This is a genomic window from Nonomuraea sp. NPDC049637 (assembly GCF_040675235.1).
Taxonomy (GTDB): domain Bacteria; phylum Actinomycetota; class Actinomycetes; order Streptosporangiales; family Streptosporangiaceae; genus Nonomuraea.
Genome location: NZ_JBFAOM010000019.1, coordinates 1 through 16,128, shown reverse-complemented (window position 1 = coordinate 16,128; position 16,128 = coordinate 1). Strand labels below are relative to the sequence as shown.

The following is a 16,128-nucleotide window of genomic DNA, read 5'->3' as shown; positions in this document are numbered from 1 at the left end:
GATGATCGGCATCATCGACCGCGTCGGCGTCCAGGACCTGCTCGCCACGCGCGACGCCCAGCTCGCCGAGGTGCTGCCCGAACGCGAGTACGCCTGGGCGCACCTGCCCGGCGCCGTGCACCTGCCGCTCGGCTCGCTCGACCGGCTGGCCGACGACCTGCTGGACCGGTCGCGTCCGGTCGTCGTCTACTGCCACGACTGGCTCTGCGACCTGAGCCCGCGCGCCGCCCACCGGCTGGCCCGGCTGGGCTTCGCCGACGTGCACGACTACGGCCTGGGCAAGATGGACTGGTTGTCGGCCGACCTGCCGTACGAGGGGGAGGCCCTCCTGGTGGGCTCCGGCGCCCGGCGCGACCCGGTCACGGCCGACCTGGAGGACCCGCTGGAGGAGCTCAGCGAGCGCATCGTCGCCGACCCGGCCGGGCTCGCGGTCGTGGTGGACCGGGACGAGGTGGTGCAGGGCGTCATCGGGTCGCGCGAGCTCAAGGGCGCCGACCTGACCGGCACCGCCGAGGCCGCCATGAACACCGGCGTCACCACCGTACGGCCCAGCGAGCAGCTCGACGCCCTGGCCGGCCGCATGGAGGGCGCGAACGTCGACCACGTCGTCGTCACCCGCGCCGACGGCACCCTGGTCGGCCTCTACGGGCTCGGCGACCTGCGCGAACCCGGCTGGGAATCCGATCTCGGATAGCGGACGGGATTTGGAGCCGTCACCCGGTGTCTGCTAGCGTCAACAGCATGTCAGTGATCAGCCGATTTTGGCGCTATGTGGCGGCTCCGGGTGGAGCCGAAGGTCACATGCGCTGACTTACTGATCACCCGGAGCCCAAAGGCAGAGACGTCCCGTCTCTGCCTTTCGTCGTTCAGGCGGACGGCTCCGGGGGCCACGGATGTGGGCCGTACCGCCTTCGAACTTCCATCGAAAGCGGAGGACCAGCCCATGACCACGACCAGCGACCTGCGCATCACCTCGTTCGAACCCCTGCCCACGCCCCGCGAGCTCATCGGTGAACAGCCGCTCGGCCCGCAGCGCGAGGCGCTGGTGGCGGCGAGCAGGAACGCCGTGCGCGACGTGCTCGCCGGCGACGACGACCGCCTGCTGCTCATCGTCGGCCCGTGCTCGGTGCACGACCCGGAGGCCGCGCTCGACTACGCCCGCCGCCTGGCCGCCGCCACCCGCGACCTCGGCGACGCCCTGTGCGTGGTCATGCGGGTGTACTTCGAGAAGCCGCGTACCACCATCGGCTGGAAGGGCCTGATCAACGACCCGGACATCGACGGCGGCCACGACGTCCAGCGCGGGCTGCGCCTGGCCAGGACGGTGCTGCTCGACGTGCTCGACACCGGGCTGCCGGTGGGCTGCGAGTTCCTGGAGCCGACCAGCCCGCAGTACATCGCCGACGCCGTCACCTGGGGCGCGATCGGCGCGCGCACGCCCGAGAGCCAGGTGCACCGCCAGCTCACCTCCGGCCTGTCCATGCCGGTCGGCTTCAAGAACGCCACCGACGGCGACGTGCAGGTGGCCATCGACGGCGTGAACGCCGCCGCGCACCCGCAGGTCTTCTTCGGCATCGACGACGAGGGCCGGGCCGCGGTCGTCTCGACCACCGGCAACCCCGACTGCCACGTCATCCTGCGCGGCGGGCGCACCGGCCCGAACTACGACCCCCAGTCCATCGGTGACGCGCTGGCGCTGCTGGCCAAGGCCGGGCTGCCGGAGCGGCTGATCATCGACGCCAGCCACGGCAACAGCGGCAAGGACCACGTCCGGCAGGCGGCCGTGGTGCGCGAGGTGGCCGGACGCCTGGCGGCGGGCGAGAAGGGCATCGCGGGGCTGATGGTGGAGAGCTTCCTGGTGCCGGGGCGGCAGGAGCCCGGCCCGGCCGAGGGCCTGACGTACGGGCAGAGCATCACCGACGCCTGCGTGGGCTGGGAGGAGACCGAGCGCCTGCTGGCCGAGCTGGCCGACGCCGTGCGCGCCGGCCGCGCCGCCGGCTGACGGCCTCCCGGCGGCCCGGTGGGCGGGCCGCCGGAAGGTCCGGCAGGGCCGCTCAGGTGCGGCGGTCCAGCCGGAACGTCGGATGCCCCGGCGTGCCCGGCTGGGCGTCCAGCGACTTGTCGTCGAGGATGGGCGCCGCGTCCTCGGCCACGAAGACGCGCACGTCCCCCTGCTCGATGACCTGGTCCCCGGCGTACGGCGTGCTCGCCAGCGACACCTCCAAGGCGCCCGCCTCGTCCGGCTTGGCGGCGATTCGCAGGCCGGCGTGCGCGGGCACGTCCTCGCCGACCATCAGGTCACGGATCGCGACCACGGCGTTGTCAGTCAAAGTCAGCACGATGCGCTCCTTCTCGCTGGAGACCCCCCGCCTCCCCCGCGACCAGGGCGGCAAACGCGCCGGGCCGGGATGAGCGCCCGCCGTGGGGGTAGCGGAACGTCATGGCTGACAAGGACGCCGACAAGGACAAGGGCGTGCTGGACGCCCTGCTCGAACAGTGCGGCCAGACGTTCGCCGCGGAGGCGGGCATCCGGCTCGCCGACCGGCCGCGGCCGCTGTACCAGCTCCTCGTGCTGGCCACGCTGCTCAGCGCGCGCATCTCGTCCGGGGTGGCGGTGGCGGCGGCGCGCGAGCTGTTCGCCGCCGGGTACCGCACGCCGCGGGACATGGCGCGGGCGAGCTGGCAGGACCGCGTGGACGCCCTCGGCCGCGGCCACTACCGGCGCTACGACGAACGCACCTCGACCATGCTCGGCAGGGGTGCCGAGCTGCTGCTCGACCGCTGGAAGGGCGACCTGCGCAGGTTGCGCGACGAGGCCGGGGGCGACCCCTCCCGTATCGGCGAGCTGTTGCGGGAGTTCCCCGGCATCGGCCCGACCGGCGCCGACATCTTCCTGCGCGAGGTCCAGGGCGTCTGGCCGCAGGTCGCGCCGCACCTGGACGGGCGGGTGCTGGACGGCGCGGCCCGGCTCGGCCTGCCGCGCCAGGAACGCGGCCTGGCCCGCCTGGCCCGCTCCGGCGACGAGCTGGCCCGCCTGTCGGCGGCTCTGGTACGCGTGTCGACCAGCAAGAAGGCCGCCGACGAGGTGAGGTCGGCCGCGGCGGGGTGAACGACAAGGCGGGCGACGAGGTGGGCCGCGGGGGTGAGCGGGAGCGCTCTGTTAGGTTCGGCTCATGGGTGAGTTTGTGAGCGTCGAGGTGGCCGACCAGATCGCCACGATCCGTCTTGACCGTCCGAAGATGAACGCGATCGACGTTCAGACGCAGCGGGAGCTCGTCGAGGCGGCGCTTCAGGTCGATGCCGACGACCAGGTGCAGGCGGTGATCCTCTACGGCGGCGAGCGGGTCTTCGCCGCCGGCGTGGACGTCAAGGAGATGGCCGACATGTCCTATGCCGACATGTCTGCCCACTCCCGCACGCTCCAGGCGTGCTTCACCACGGTGGCCCGCATCGGCAAGCCGGTCATCGCCGCCGTCACCGGCTACGCGCTGGGCGGCGGCTGCGAGCTGGCCCTGTGCGCCGACTTCCGGGTGGCGGGCGAGTCGGCCCGGCTCGGCCAGCCGGAGATCCTGCTCGGGCTCATCCCGGGCGCGGGCGGCACGCAGCGCCTGCCCCGGCTCGTCGGCCCGTCCCGCGCCAAGGATCTGATCTTCACCGGCCGGCACGTCCCCGCCGCCGAGGCCCTGGCCATCGGGCTGGTTGACCGGGTGGTGCCGGACGAGCAGGTCTACACGGCGGCCCTGGAGTGGGCGGCCACGTTCGTCGGCGGCCCGGCCGTGGCGCTGCGCGCCGCCAAGCAGGCCGTCGACCAGGGCGCCGAGGTCGACCTCGACTCCGGCCTGGAGATCGAGCGCCTGCACTTCTCCGGCCTGTTCGCCACCGACGACGCCCGGATCGGCATGCGGGCCTTCGCGGAGAAGGCCAAGGCCAAGTTCACCGGACGGTGACCGCCCGGCCGCCATACGAATGCAACCCTTTGGAATAGGCCGTCCAAGGGGAAGCGGGTTTGCCAGTATGGTGGCGTTTCATGATGCGCGTCCCGGTCCCCGCCCGGCTGCGTAAAGCCGTGCGTACGTGGTTCGACTCCCGTTACATCTCCGTCGCCGACCACCGGCAGGACATCCGGGACGCGCTCTGGGAGGTCCAGACCCTGCGCAGGGAGATGGCGACCCTGCAGGGCGAGGTCGAGCGGCTGCGGAACGCCCGTCCGCCGGCCGGGCCGGTGATCGACAAGGCCAGGGTCGACGACACGTACCGGCTGGCGCAGGAGACCGCGCAGGCCCTCGACGGCGTGCTCCAGAACGAGGTGCTCGTCTGGCAGGCCATCGACGACCTGCGGGCCCGCGTCCCCGAGGGGGGCCGGCCGTGCGCGTGACCTGGTCCGGCACCGAGCTGACCTTCCGCCTCGACCCTGAGGACGAGATCACCGGCAGGGCGGCCGACGACCATCCCGTCAAGCTGGCCACCAACTCCTGCTCGATCGGCGGCGTGCCCGACGACGCCCACCCCGACCTGTTCGCCGTGGCCGCCTGGACGATCGTGGCGCCCTGGACCAGGCGGCGGATCACGTTCGACCGGGCCGTCTCCGCCGAGGTGGCCGCGGCCCTGCACGACGGGTGGGGCATCGAGGCGGGGCCGGTCGGGGCCGAGCCGCGCCGGGCCGGCGACCGGCTCGCACTCTCCTACAGCGGCGGCGCGGACTCCGTGGCCGCGGCGGCCATCCATCCGTCGGCGCCGTTCGTGCACTTCCGGCGGGTGCCGCATCCGCGGGTGCCCAACCGGTGGCCGCACTACCGCTCCGACGTGCTGGCCAAGCTGGCCGAGCGGACCGGCCGCGAGCTCACCACCGTCACCTCCGACCTGGAGTTCACGCTTGCCGAGCCGCGTCCGGGCTACCCGGAGCACCACGCCGTCGCGGCGGGGGCGCTCCTGCTGGCCGACCGGATGAACCTCGGTGGCCTGGGCTTCGGCTATGAACTGGGTTCACGCTGGCTCGGCGGTGACCGTTACCTGTTGCGGTTCACGCCTGACAACCCGATGTGGGCGCCGCACGGCGCGTGGGGCCGGTTGTTCGCCGCCGCCGGCGTGCACATCGTGCTCCCGGTAGGCGGGGTGAGCGAGGCCGTCACCATGCGGCTGGCCCTGAACTCCGAGCTCAAGGACCAGGTGCGCTGGTGCCTGCGCGGCACCGACGGCCCCTGCCGCACCTGCGGCAAGTGCCTGTACAAGGAGCTCATCCAGGCCGCCGTCGAGCGCCGTCCCCTGGACACGCCTCTCACCGCCGACCGTCCCGTGGCCCGCAAGTGGCTGCGGCCGCCCCCCTTCGGGGGCCAGGAGATGGTCGAGTACGGCCTGGCCCGGATCCCCGGCGTCGAACGGTCCCTGTTCGCCAAGGCCCTCGACCACTTCGAGGCCACCGAGGAGTCCACGAGCTGGCTCGACCACTGCTACCCGCCGGCGATCGAGGAGATCCCCGAGCAGTGGCGGGCGGAGGCGGCCGCCTTCCTGACCTCCCAGGTCGGCCTCATGACCGAGGCGGAGGTACGGCGGGTGGAGACGTGGGGCGCGTGACCGTCCGCGGGACGGATCCGGCGAAGTGCGAGGAGTTGACTGCGTGAAGGTTTACCTGTCGGTGGACATGGAGGGCGTGACGGGGCTGACCGACCCCGAGGAGATGCACGCCGGCAAACGCGGCTACGACCGCGGCTGCGAGCTGATGACCGCCGACGCCAACGCCGCCGTCGAGGGCGCGTTCGCCGCGGGGGCGGGCTCGGTGCTGGTCAACGACGCCCACGGGTCCACCAAGAACCTGCGGATCGACCTCCTGGACCCGCGGGCCACCCTGATCCGGGGGCCGGGCAAGGCCCAGCGCATGGCCCAGGGGCTGGACGGCACGTTCCAGGCCGCGTGCTTCGTGGGCTACCACGCCATGGCCGGCGTCCAGCACGGCGTGCTCAACCACACGTGGATGGGCAAGGAGATCCAGAACGTCTACCTCAACGGCGAGCCGTGCGGCGAGACCCGGCTGGTCGCGGCGTGCGCGGGCTTCCACGGGGTGCCCGTCGTGCTGGTGACCGGGGACGAGGCCGTCGGCGAGGAGGCGCGCGAGCTGCTCGGCGACGTCGAGACGGTCGCGGTCAAGAAGGGGATCGACAAGTTCTCGGCCGAGTTGCTGCCGCCGAGCGTCGCCCAGGCGAGGATCCGTGAGGCCGCCGCTCGCGGGCTCTCCCGGTTGAGCGACTTCACGCCTTATCGGGTGGAGGCGCCGTACACGCTGGGGGTGGAGTGGAACTCGACCGCCATCGCGGCGGCGGTGGCGCTGGTGCCCGGCGTGAAGACGGCCGGCTCCCGGCACACCGAGTTCACCACCGACGACTTCCGCCAGATCATGGCGCTGCTCGGGATCTTCGCCACCATCGGCGGCCAGGTGGCCTGCGGCAGCGGGCCGTACGGCTGAGATGTCGGTAACTGCTGATTTAGGGAGCGGGTGACGGTGGAAGGCGCGGCGCTGACCCGGCGGGGGCTGCTCGTCGGGATCGGAGCGGTGGGCGGCGCGGGCGCCATGTACGCCGCCATGGGCGCGCTCGGGCTCGCCCCCTCGGAGCAGGACAAGGAGTTCGCCGCGCCGCGCCCCGGCGACTTCTCCCTGCGCGGCAAGGGCGCGGCCAAGGTGGTGATCCTCGGCGCGGGCGTGGCGGGGCTGACCGCCGCGTACGAGCTGGGCAAGGCCGGCTACGACTGCACCCTGCTCGAAGCCAGGGGCAGGGCCGGCGGCCGGAACCTGACGCTGCGCGGCGGCGACCGCCTGACCGAGCTGAACGGCCCGGCCCAGGACGTCAAGCTGGGCGAGGGCGTCTACTTCAACGCCGGGCCCGGCCGCATCGCCCCCTGGATGGTCACCCTCGACTACTGCAGGGAGCTGGGCGTCCCGATCGAGACGTTCGTCAACAACAACGCCTCGGCGTACGTCCACACCAACGGGAAGACCGTGCGGGCCCGCACCGCCCGAGCCGACATGTACGGATATGTCGCAGAATTGCTGGCCAAAGCCACGAATATCGGCGCGCTCGACAAGGCGATCACCGCCGACGACCGGCAGCGCCTGCTGGAGTTCCTCCGCCGGTTCGGCGACCTGGGCCCCAAGCTCGACTACGAGGGCTCACCCCGGCGCGGCTTCGCCAAGTACCCGGCCCTCGACGGCGGCACCCCCATCCCGCCGCCCGGCACCCTCCACGACGTGCTGGCCGCCGCCACCGGCCGCGCCATCACCAACGACTTCGGCTACGACATGGCCACCCCCATGTTCCAGCCGGTCGGCGGCATGGACGCGATCGTCAGGAAGCTGACCGAGGCCGTGGGGGCCGACCGGATCAGGACCGGCGCCAAGGTCACCAGGATCACGACCCTGGACGACGGCGTCGAGGTCACGTACGACGGCGGCAGCGTCAAGGCCGACTACTGCATCGCCACCCTCCCCCCGCATCTCCTCGCCAAGATTCCGCACAACCTGGGAGCGCAGGTCACCAGCGCCCTGAGCACCCCCATCCCGGTCGCCGCCGGCAAGATCGGCCTGGAGTACGGCAGGCGCTGGTGGGAGCTGGAGGACCGCATCTACGGCGGCGTCACCGAGACCGACCTGGACATCACCCACATCTGGTACCCCTCCCACGGCTACCACTCCGAACGCGGCCTGATCGTCGGCTACTACAACACCGAGCAGAACGCCGAGCTGTACGGCTCACTCACCCCCGAGGACAGAAGGCGCAAGGCCCTCACCCAGGGCAGGAAGATCCACGGCGACAAGTACCGCCAGAACCTGCTGTCCAGCGTGTCCATCGCCTGGCACCGCCAGGAGCACATCCAGGGAGGCTGGATGTACTGGCCGTCCTTTGATTCGTCCTTCACTCTTCTGCAACGCCCCGCCGGAAGGGTCTACTTCGCGGGTGACTGGCTCACCCACTTGATCGCCTGGCAGGCAGGCGCCATGGAGTCGGCCCGCAGCGCCGTCACCATGCTGCACCAGCGGGTGCTGCAGTCCACGTGACGTCGCACGCCACTTCCTCGACCGGCATAGGGTCGGTCAAGGAAGAGCGATCGAGGAGACGAGGATGACGTTGCACTGGGTGCCCGCGACCGAGCGCGCCGACCTGCTGGCCGGTCCGGTGGCGTTCGCCGTGCCGGGCGTCGAGGGCGCCGAGGTGGCGGAGATCGACCCCGACCTGGCCGACACGGCCGCGTTCTGCGAGCGCTACGGCGTACGGCTCGACGAGTCGGCCAACTGCGTGGTCGTGGCCGCCAAGCGCGGCGGCGAGACGCGTTACGCCGCCTGCATGGTGCTGGCGACGATGCGCGTCGACGTCAACGGCGTGGTGCGCAGGCACCTCGACGCCCGCAAGGCGAGCTTCGCGCCGATGGCCGACGCGGTCGAGCTGACCGGCATGGAGTACGGCGGCATCACCCCGCTCGGGCTGCCCGGCGACTGGCCCGTCCTGGTCGACGTGCACGTCGCCGAACATCCCAGAGTGGTGATCGGCAGCGGCGTGCGCGGGTCGAAGCTCGCCGTGCCGGGCGCCGCGCTGGCCGGGCTGAAGGGCGCCGAGGTCCTGTCCCTGACGACCTGAAGGCCCCGAAGCCGAACTGAAGCCAATTCGAGACCGTTGGATGGGAAACCGATGAGGCCGTATCGGACGTTGTACGAGTGGGAATGTGGCCTCATGGTTCATCTCGTGGGCGGGGATTAAGCCGGTATGGTGCTTCATGCCATGAACGATGACCGACTAGGCCCTTACCGGCTGCTCAGGCGGCTCGGTGAAGGCGGGATGGGCGTTGTCCACCTCGCTGTCGACCCCCAGGGGCGACAGGTGGCGGTCAAGGTCCTGCGCGGAGAGGTCGCCGGCGACGAGGTCGCCAGGCGACGGCTTTCGCGTGAGGTCGAGACCATGCGCCGGGTCCGCAGCAAATTCATCGCAGAAGTGGTCGATGCGGATGTAACCGGTCATCGTCCTTACATCGTCACGCGTTACGTGCCCGGCCGTCCTCTCGACGAGATCGTCAAGGACGACGGGCCGCTCGACCTGCCCGCGCTGGTCCGGCTGGCCCACGGCGTGGCCTCCGCGCTGGCCGTGGTCCACTCCGTCGGCGTGATCCACCGCGACCTCAAGCCGGGCAACGTGCTCATCCTCGACGGCGAGCCCGTCCTGATCGACTTCGGCATCGCCCAGGCGGTCGACGCGACCAGGCTGACCCAGACCGGCATGTTCATCGGCACGCCCGGCTACCTCGCGCCCGAGATCATCGAGGGCCAGGAGGCCGGCCCCGAGGTCGACATCCACGCCTGGGCGGGCACGCTGCTCTACGCCGCCACCGGCCAGCCGCCCTTCGGCAAGGGCACGCTGGAGATGATCTTCTACAACATCACCGCCGGCAAGGCCGACATCAGCGGCGTGCCGGCCGAGCTGCAGCCGCTGCTCAAGGCGGGCTTCCAGCGCAACCCGGCCAAGCGGCCCAAGGCCGCCGACCTGGCCGAGCAGACGGCCCGCATGTTGCCGAGGCCGCCGCGCGGCGTGCCCGACGAGATCTCCACCGTGCCGCGGCCCGACGCGCCCGACGACTTCCCGACCAGGCGGCCGCCGTTCGTGGGGGAGAAGCCGTCCTACGACGTCTCCACGCCGCCGATGACGCCGCGCCGGCTGATCGACGGCCAGGAGCAGCCGGTCGCGCCGCCCGCCGACCCGCACTTCGTCTCGCTGCTGCCCAACCAGGCGGCCGGGCTGCCCAACCAGGCGGCTCCGCTGCCCGGCGCCGGGCTGCCTGGCGCCGGGCTGCCCGAACCGGGCGCGGCGCCGGCGGACCAGGGCGCGGGCGACCCGTGGCCGACCCGCCGGGTCTCGCCGGAGGAGCTGCGCCAGATCCAGCGCGAGGCCGGGCCCAGCCAGCCCTGGCCGCAGCAGCAGCCCCCGCTCCACCCCCAGCCGCAGTCACAGCCCCAGCCGCTGCCCCAGTCGCAGTCGCTGCCGCAGGTCAACCCGCACGAGGCCGACGTGCCCACCCGGCGCGTGCGCCCGGACTCGGCCGAGTTCGGCCGGCTCAGCTCCGGCCCGCAGCCGGTCGACCACGGCCGTCTCGGGTCCGGCGCCCAGCCGCTGGACCACGGCCGGTTCAACGCCGGCCAGGAAGCGGCGAACTACGGCCCGGTGCCCGTGCAGCCGCCGCCCTACATCCCGGCGCAGCCGCAGTACCCGCCGCAGGAGCCGCAGGCCGCTCGCGAGCCGTACAACCAGGGCGGGCGTCCGGCGCAGGCGCTGCAGCGCTCGAAGGCGTACGGGGTGGCGAGCGCCATGCTGCTGATCCTCATGATCGTGGCGGCGGTGACGGCCCCCGTCCTGGTGGCGGTGGTGGCGATCCCGATCGCCGTGCTGCTGCGCGCCGCCGACCTCGCCCAGCCGGTGCTCAGCGGCCGCCGGCCTGCCGGGTCCGCCGCACTCGACGTGCTCAGGGTCTTCGCCCAGCCGCAGGCGCTGGCCAAGTCCGTGGGCATCACGGTCGCGCTCGTCCTGTACGCCCTGATCCTCGGCCTGCCGGTGACGCTGCTGCTCAGCGTGGTGGTCAGGATGAACTCGGCCAACGCCCTCGCGTGGGGGGCGGCGGTCGCGCTCTGGACCCTCTGCGCGGGGCCGGGCGTCGAGGGCCCGGGGCGGCAGATGCGCAGAACGCTCTCATCGCTCGTACCCTCTAGGACAGCGGCCATGGCGATGGCGGGAGTGCTGGCGGCGGGCGCCGCGCTCTCGCTGATCCTCGCCTACGGCACGTTCGGGGACACGCCAAGGGGGAGTGTATGGAGTCCACTGGACGTCACACCCGTGACAGAGCAACTCAGCAGCCTGAAGGGCGGCGGCTGAGCCGAGGAAGGTGGCGATGAGCATCCAAGCGCCGGAACGCCTCGGCCCCTACCGCATCGTCAGGAAGATCGGCGAGGGCGGCATGGGGGTCGTCCACCTGGGTCTCGACGGTGAGGGCCGCGAGGTCGCCATCAAGGTGCTCCACCCGCACGTGGCCGCCGACCTCAAGGCCCGCGACCGGCTCACCCGCGAGGTCGAGACCATGCGCCGGGTGCGCAGCCCGTACGTCGCCGAGGTCATCGACGCCGAGCTGGTGGGGGGCCAGCCCTACGTCGTGACCCGCTTCGCCCCGGGGCGCACGCTGGAGGAGACCGTGCTGACCGAGGGCGCCCTGGAGGCGCGGCAGGTCATCAGGCTGGCCCAGGGGCTGTGCCAGGCGCTGGTCGCCATCCACGCGGCCGACGTGATCCACCGCGACTTCAAGCCGTCCAACGTCATGCTGGTCGACGGCGAGCCGCTGGTCATCGACTTCGGCATCGCCCACCTGGTGAACGCGACCCGGCTGACCCAGACCGGCATGTTCGTCGGCACCCCCGGCTACCTGGCGCCCGAGATCATCCGCGACTCCGACATCACCCAGGCGGCCGACGTGCACGCGCTGGCCTCGACGGTGTTCTTCGCCGCCACGGGCGCGCCGCCGTTCGGCACCGGGACGTTCGAGGCGGTCTGCTTCAGCATCATGGAGGGGCGGGCCCAGCTCGACCGGGCGCCCGCGTGGCTGCGCGGCTGGTTGTCGCGCGCGCTGCGGGTCGATCCCGCCGCCCGGCCGGGCGCGCAGGAGCTGCTGCGGATGGCCAGGGAGCTCGACCCGTCGGTGACGACGTTCAACGAGATCGAGGGCCCGACCGGCACCAAGCGCATCGGCAGCGGCACGCGGGCCATGGACACGTTCTCCGACCTGCTGCCGCCGGTCGAGTACCGCAAGCCAGCGCCGCCGCCCCCGCCACCGCCCGCGCGGCGGGAGGAGCGGCCGCCGCCCTACGTGCCCGCGCCGACCTCGGCGCGCCCGGTGCCGCGCACCGACCAGCGGGTGGCCGGTTACCCGGCGCCGCCGCCGCAACCGCGCCCCTACACGCCGCCGCCCCAGCCACGCGGCCACGTGCCGCCGGCGGAGCGGAAGAGGTACCTGTTCGGCGCCCAGGTGACCGGGTTGCTGCTGCTGGTCACGCTGGTGGCGCTGACGGTCATGATGCCCGTCGTCATGGGGGCGGTGGCGGTCGCGCTGGCGGTGGTGCTGCGCGTGGGCGAATACCTCTTCGGCGACATGGTCAAGCGGCGCCAGATCCGCGGCAGCAGCTCGGCCGACCCGCTGCTCGCGCTGGTCGGCACGCCGTGGGCGCTGGTCAAGGCCGCGCTGGTGACGCTGGTGCACGTGCCGCTCGCGCTGCTGTTCGGCGCGTGCGTGTGGGGGGCGCTCCACTGGGCCGGCGGCATGGGCACCAACCAGGCCGCCGCCTTCGCGGCCGGCGCGTTCGCCGGGGGCCTGTTCGTGCTCCCGGGCGGCGGCGCGCCGCGCAAGGCCGTGACCCGTACGCTCACCGGCGTGCTGCGCAGCCCCGGCGCCGCGCTGGTCGCGGTCGTCGCGGTGGGCACGGCGGCGCTGTTCGCGGCGATGTTCGCGCTCGGCCAGGACCCGGTCTGGACGCCCTGGCGGGCCCCGCAGAGTGTGATCGACGACCTGGCGAGCGACGCCAGGCAGAGCACGATCGGGCTGATCACCGGCCTCATCGAAAGTCTGCTGGACGGGCTGGGGTTGGGCTTCCTGACTCCGTGGTCCTGAGTGTCCCCCTCGGTCCGACGGGGGAGAGATGAGGTATGAGCGAGCGCCTCGGCCCTTATGAGCTTCTCTCCAGGCTCGGCGCGGGCGGCTTCGGCGAGGTCCATCTGGCGCTCGACGCCCAGGGGCGCACGGTCGCGGTCAAGGTGCTGCATCCGCACGTCGCGGCCGACGCCCTCGCGCTGGCCAGGCTCGACCGCGAGGTGGAGACGATGCGCCGGGTCGGCGGGCCGCACGTCGCCGAGGTGCTCGACGCCTCGCTGGAGGGCCCCAGACCCTACCTGGTGACCCGCTACGTCCAGGGCCGCCCGCTCAGCGCCGTGCCGGTGCCCGTCGAAGAGCTGGGCCCCCTGGCCTCGGGGCTGGCCGACGCGCTGCTGGCCATGCACGAGGCCGGGGTGGTCCACCGCGACCTCAAGCCGGCCAACGTGATGATGAGCGAGGACGGCCCGGTCGTCATCGACTTCGGCATCGCCAGCGCGCTCGACACGTTGTCGGTCACGGCGTCGGGAGCGGTGGTCGGCACGCCCGGCTACCTGGCTCCGGAGATCCTCGAAGGCGGCGGCGCGGGCGTCGAGGCCGACGTGTTCTCCTTCGGCGCGACGCTCGCCTACGCCGCGACCGGGCGGCAGCCGTACGGGCAGGGGCCGGCCTCGGCGGTGGCCTACCGGGTCGTGCACCACCCGCCCGACCTGGAGGGCGTGCCGGACTGGCTGGCGCCGCTGTTACGCGAGTGCCTGTCCACCGATCCCGCCGCGCGGCCCACGGCCGCGCAGATCTGCGCCCGGCTGGGCGTCGCCCCCGTCCCGCACGTGCGGCAGGCCGGCCCCCGTCCCTCGGCCCCGGCGGCGCGTCCGCGGCCGGCCGACGACCTGAGCACGAGGGAGTGGCGGCCGGGCGACGGCCGGCGCGGCTCGGTGGAGGAGTCCAGGGCGCGGCACCGGGAGAAGGTGCGCAGGCGGTGGCTGATCGGCTCGGGCCTGTTCGTGTCGCTGCTGGCGGCGGCCGCCCGCGAGCCGCTGCCCGAGGTGGCGCTGTTCCTGCTGGCCGCCTACGTGCTGGCGGTGGTGAGCGACGCGGGGGTGGCGCTGCTCTCGCGCGGGCCGTACCGGCGCGGCCGGATGGTGGCCGACCTGGTGAGCGTGGCGGGGGCGGTGGGGCTGTGCTTCGGGCTGGCCGCGGTGTTCAGCACGTTCACACTGGCCCTGTTCGCGGGTACGGCCCTGGTGGTGGGCATCGTGTTCCTGTTGTCCGCCTGAGTTCCCCTGGGGGGCGATCGGAACGTACCGAATAAAGTTCGGTATGGTGGGAAGGGTAGGGGCTTGACGCGGGAACCGCCGGTTTGCGCGTAAGCTACCCACGGGTAACATGACCGCGGGAGCCAGGGCACGACTCTGACCCACCCCGTGTCAGGAGCCCGTCGGGAACCTGGCAGTCTGGTCAGCATTGCATTCGGCGCCTATCGCAGCGACGCGGTGGGCGCACGCGAACACGGGAGGTCGGCCACCGGCCATGAACATCGTCGTCTGCGTGAAGCAGGTCCCCGATACGGCGACCGAGCGCAAGCTGCGGTCCGATGACAACACGCTCGATCGTGACGCCGTCGACGGCGTGGTCAACGAGCTTGACGAGTACGCGGTCGAGGAGGCGCTGAAGCTCAAGGAGGCGCACGGTGGCGAGGTCACCGTGCTCACCATGGGCCCGGGCAAGGCCACCGAGACCATCCGCAAGGCCCTGGCCATGGGCGCCGACAAGGCGGTCCACCTGAGCGACGACGCGCTGCACGGCTCCGACGCGCTGTCCACCTCGTACGCGATGGCCCAGGTGCTCAAGAAGATCGGGTTCGACCTGGTCGTCCTGGGCTCGGAGTCGACCGACGCCCGCACCGGCGTGCTGGCCGCGATGCTGGCCGAGCGCCTGGGCACGGCCCAGCTCACCCTGGCCAACAAGGTCGAGATCGAGGGCTCCTCGATCAGCGTCCAGCGCATCACCGACTACGGCTTCGACAAGGTCCAGGCTTCGCTGCCGGCCGTCGTGTCCGTGGTCGAGAAGATCAACGAGCCGCGTTACCCGTCCTTCAAGGGCATCATGGCGGCCAAGAAGAAGCCGGTCGAGACGCTGGCCATCGCCGACGCCGAGATCGACGCCGCCCAGGTCGGCCTGGGCGCCGCCTGGTCCGAGGTGGTCGACTTCGCCGCCGCGCCGCCGCGCGCCGCCGGCACGATCGTCAAGGACGAGGGCGACGGAGGCTCGAAGGCCGCCGACTTCCTCGCCTCCAAGAAGTTCATCTGAGAACGGGGGTTTTACTGATATGTCGGAGATTCTCGTTCTCGTGGAGCAGGTCGACGGCGAGGTCAAGAAGGTCACGCTCGAACTGCTGACCCTGGCCCGCTCGCTCGGCACGCCCGCAGCCGTCTGGGCCGGCCCCGGCCTCGGCGACGCCGCCAAGGCCAGGCTGGCCGAGTACGGCGCCGAGACGATCTACAACGCCGGGTCCGCCGACATCGTCGACCACGTGGTGGCGCCCAAGGCCGAGCTGCTGGCCCAGCTCGTCGCCGAGAAGTCGCCCGCCGCGGTGCTCGTGGCCGCCACGGCCGAGGGCAAGGAGGTCGCCGGTCGCCTGGCCGTCAAGACCGACTCCGGCGTCATCACCGACGCCGTGGGCCTGTCCGAGGGCTTCGTGGCCGACCAGTCGATCTTCGGTGGCGGCGTCAACGTGCACTCCAGGGTGCGCAGGGGCACCCCGATCGTCGCCGTACGCCCGAACTCGACGGCCCCGCAGGCCGCCGCGGGCGCCGGCGCCGTCGAGGAGGTGTCGGTCGCGCTGAGCGAGGCGGCCAGGGCCGCCCGCATCGTCGAGCGCGTCAAGCAGGAGAAGGGCGCCAGGCCCGAGCTGACCGAGGCCGCGATCGTGGTCTCCGGCGGCCGGGGCGTGGGCTCCGCCGAGAACTTCTCCGTGATCGAGGGCCTGGCCGACGCGCTGGGCGCGGCCGTCGGCGCCTCGCGCGCCGCCACGGACGCCGGCTGGTACCCCCACCAGTTCCAGGTGGGCCAGACGGGCAAGACGGTCTCGCCGCAGCTCTACATCGCGGCCGGGATCTCCGGCGCCATCCAGCACCGGGCCGGCATGCAGACCGCGAAGACCATCGTCGCGATCAACAAGGACCCCGAGGCGCCGATCTTCGAGCTCGCCGACTACGGGGTCGTGGGCGACCTGCACCAGGTCGTCCCGCAGCTCACCGAAGAGATCAGCAAGCGCAAGTAGCGTCAGGGATCAGCGGGCGCGCACAGCGCCGATCGGAGGCGGCGCCGCACGACGTGCGGCGCCGCCCCCCCCCCGCGGCCGCCGCCCCCCGGGGGGGGGGCCGGCCGCCGCCGCCGGGGCTCGCCCAACCCCCCCGCGCAACCCCCCCCCGGCCCCCCCCCCCGCGACCCTGGCCCTCGGCTCGCTGG

The 16,128-nt window shown here is 72.7% G+C and carries 15 protein-coding genes; 14 read left to right on the top strand and 1 reads right to left on the bottom strand.

Annotated elements, in window-relative coordinates; all coding sequences use genetic code 11:
* Window position 1: 1 nt before the first annotated feature.
* Together AB0J71_RS25350 and AB0J71_RS25345 are read left to right on the top strand one after the other, a co-directional pair.
* A complete protein-coding gene (locus tag AB0J71_RS25350; RefSeq protein WP_352322073.1) occupies window positions 2–694 on the top strand; it encodes a CBS domain-containing protein in 693 nt (230 codons plus the stop codon).
* A 249-nt stretch (window positions 695–943) separates the two neighbouring features.
* Window positions 944–2,002: a 3-deoxy-7-phosphoheptulonate synthase gene (locus tag AB0J71_RS25345; protein WP_352322075.1), complete on the top strand. Its 1,059-nt coding sequence runs from the start codon at window positions 944–946 to the stop codon at window positions 2,000–2,002.
* Between the two features lie 52 nt (window positions 2,003–2,054).
* Here AB0J71_RS25345 and AB0J71_RS25340 read toward each other — a convergent pair whose 3' ends face one another.
* On the bottom strand, window positions 2,055–2,339 hold the full coding sequence (locus tag AB0J71_RS25340) for a Fe-S cluster assembly protein HesB (protein WP_352328823.1): 285 nt from the start codon (window positions 2,337–2,339) through the stop codon (window positions 2,055–2,057).
* 101 nt (window positions 2,340–2,440) lie between these two features.
* Between AB0J71_RS25340 and AB0J71_RS25335 the strand changes: the two genes are divergently transcribed.
* From AB0J71_RS25335 to AB0J71_RS25280, 12 genes are all read left to right on the top strand, one after another.
* Complete coding sequence (locus AB0J71_RS25335) at window positions 2,441–3,109, top strand: endonuclease (protein ID WP_364416330.1); 669 nt, start codon at window positions 2,441–2,443, stop codon at window positions 3,107–3,109.
* A 64-nt stretch (window positions 3,110–3,173) separates the two neighbouring features.
* The gene (locus AB0J71_RS25330; protein ID WP_352328820.1) at window positions 3,174–3,947 is read left to right on the top strand and encodes an enoyl-CoA hydratase-related protein; all 774 of its coding nucleotides are present in this window, start codon (window positions 3,174–3,176) and stop codon (window positions 3,945–3,947) included.
* 80 nt (window positions 3,948–4,027) lie between these two features.
* Window positions 4,028–4,375 (top strand): hypothetical protein, encoded by a 348-nt coding sequence (locus AB0J71_RS25325; RefSeq protein ID WP_352328819.1) that lies wholly within the window; start codon window positions 4,028–4,030, stop codon window positions 4,373–4,375.
* Window positions 4,366–5,571 (top strand): DUF6395 domain-containing protein, encoded by a 1,206-nt coding sequence (locus AB0J71_RS25320; protein ID WP_364416328.1) that lies wholly within the window; start codon window positions 4,366–4,368, stop codon window positions 5,569–5,571. Before AB0J71_RS25325 ends, AB0J71_RS25320 begins: the two co-directional genes overlap by 10 nt.
* Before the next feature lie 43 nt (window positions 5,572–5,614).
* Window positions 5,615–6,457: a M55 family metallopeptidase gene (locus AB0J71_RS25315; protein ID WP_352328816.1), complete on the top strand. Its 843-nt coding sequence runs from the start codon at window positions 5,615–5,617 to the stop codon at window positions 6,455–6,457.
* A 30-nt stretch (window positions 6,458–6,487) separates the two neighbouring features.
* Window positions 6,488–8,044, top strand: coding sequence for a flavin monoamine oxidase family protein (locus tag AB0J71_RS25310; protein WP_364416326.1), 1,557 nt, complete (start codon window positions 6,488–6,490; stop codon window positions 8,042–8,044).
* 64 nt (window positions 8,045–8,108) lie between these two features.
* Window positions 8,109–8,621, top strand: coding sequence for a YbaK/EbsC family protein (locus AB0J71_RS25305; RefSeq protein ID WP_352328812.1), 513 nt, complete (start codon window positions 8,109–8,111; stop codon window positions 8,619–8,621).
* Window positions 8,622–8,747: 126 nt separating this feature from the next.
* Complete coding sequence (locus AB0J71_RS25300) at window positions 8,748–10,898, top strand: serine/threonine-protein kinase (protein ID WP_364416323.1); 2,151 nt, start codon at window positions 8,748–8,750, stop codon at window positions 10,896–10,898.
* A 16-nt stretch (window positions 10,899–10,914) separates the two neighbouring features.
* A complete protein-coding gene (locus AB0J71_RS25295) occupies window positions 10,915–12,678 on the top strand; it encodes a serine/threonine-protein kinase (protein WP_364416321.1) in 1,764 nt (587 codons plus the stop codon).
* Window positions 12,679–12,713: 35 nt separating this feature from the next.
* Window positions 12,714–13,934, top strand: coding sequence for a serine/threonine-protein kinase (locus tag AB0J71_RS25290; RefSeq protein WP_352329625.1), 1,221 nt, complete (start codon window positions 12,714–12,716; stop codon window positions 13,932–13,934).
* Window positions 13,935–14,187: 253 nt separating this feature from the next.
* Window positions 14,188–14,967: an electron transfer flavoprotein subunit beta/FixA family protein gene (locus AB0J71_RS25285; RefSeq protein WP_352329623.1), complete on the top strand. Its 780-nt coding sequence runs from the start codon at window positions 14,188–14,190 to the stop codon at window positions 14,965–14,967.
* A gap of 19 nt (window positions 14,968–14,986) precedes the next feature.
* Window positions 14,987–15,940: an electron transfer flavoprotein subunit alpha/FixB family protein gene (locus tag AB0J71_RS25280; RefSeq protein WP_364391469.1), complete on the top strand. Its 954-nt coding sequence runs from the start codon at window positions 14,987–14,989 to the stop codon at window positions 15,938–15,940.
* Window positions 15,941–16,128: the final 188 nt, after the last annotated feature.